This is a genomic window from Shigella sp. FC1661, assembly GCF_001712525.1.
Lineage (GTDB): Bacteria > Pseudomonadota > Gammaproteobacteria > Enterobacterales > Enterobacteriaceae > Escherichia > Escherichia coli.
In genome coordinates, this window is sequence record NZ_MDGW01000379.1 from 1 (window position 1) to 1,010 (window position 1,010).

The window sequence follows — 1,010 nt, forward strand, 5'->3', positions numbered from 1 at the left end:
ATACCTGACACATCGCTTCAATGGGAAATTGTTGTCGCCATTGTTCGATTAACGCGTATTTTTCAGCGACTCCTGTGCAAAATACGCTGTTGCTTTTTTTAATATATCTCGCTCAAGGCGAGCTTCATTTAACGCCTTACGCAGTTGCAGAATTTCAGATTCCAGTTCAGCCACCGTGCGGGAACCAGGAGTACCGAGCCCTTTTCTGGCGGCGGTAACCCATTGTCCTAAAGTGCCTTCAGGAAGGGATAATCGGGAAGCGCCTTCACTGATCGAAAGTTGATTTTCAAGAACCGTTCTGACAGCTTCGGCTTTGAACTCTTTAGAGTAACGTTGGTTTTTTCTGCTCATTATTAGCTCCTTCTGATGCCATTCTATTTCAGGAAGGAGTGTCCGTTAAACTCAGGCTACCTCATATGTCGGGCGCTCATCCGGTATAAGGGATCGCGTTCTTAATATCAATGAAACCGCTGATGTATGGTCTTATGCTTACGGTAATAATTTGCTAACTCTGTCATCAATATATAACCGAAGAATAATGGTTATCTGCCTGGTGTTTGGTTGCCGACAGCAGGAGGCGAGGCTATCCACCTGGGACGAATGGGATTTAAAAAACTGGGTATGGACAGTCCCAAAAGAGCACAGCAAAAACAAGGAGGCTATAGTAAGGCCTGTTCCTGACGGAATAAAACAATGGATCGTTAATCTTTACGCAGAAACAAAAAATCGCGGTTATGTTGTCGGTTGTGCTTTGCAAAGGGCGACAATAACAGGGGCTGCAAACAGAATATGCAGGCGTCTTGGTCATGATACTAATGGCTTGTGGTGCATACATGATTTCAGGCGCACATTTTCCACTACGCTTAATGATATGGGGGCGGATCCTTATATTGTCGAACTTCTTGGTGATGCTGCCAACTTACTGATTTAGTGTATGATGGTGTTTTTGAGGTGCTCCAGTGGCTTCTGTTTCTATCAGCTGTCCCTCCTGTTCAGCTACTGACGGGGTG

Annotated in this window: 2 protein-coding genes and 1 pseudogene; 2 read left to right on the forward strand and 1 reads right to left on the reverse strand. The window is 45.1% G+C overall.

Annotated features, from left to right (window positions below):
* Window positions 1–351, reverse strand: a pseudogene (locus tag BFF42_RS18545) (transposase); the annotation flags it as partial.
* A gap of 151 nt (window positions 352–502) precedes the next feature.
* Between BFF42_RS18545 and BFF42_RS18550 the strand changes: the two are divergent.
* Together BFF42_RS18550 and BFF42_RS28410 are read left to right on the forward strand one after the other, a co-directional pair.
* A complete protein-coding gene (locus BFF42_RS18550; protein ID WP_256387534.1) occupies window positions 503–931 on the forward strand; it encodes a tyrosine-type recombinase/integrase in 429 nt (142 codons plus the stop codon).
* A 28-nt stretch (window positions 932–959) separates the two neighbouring features.
* On the forward strand, window positions 960–1,010 hold a 51-nt coding region (locus BFF42_RS28410; protein ID WP_165888145.1), incomplete at its 3' end, for an IS1 family transposase.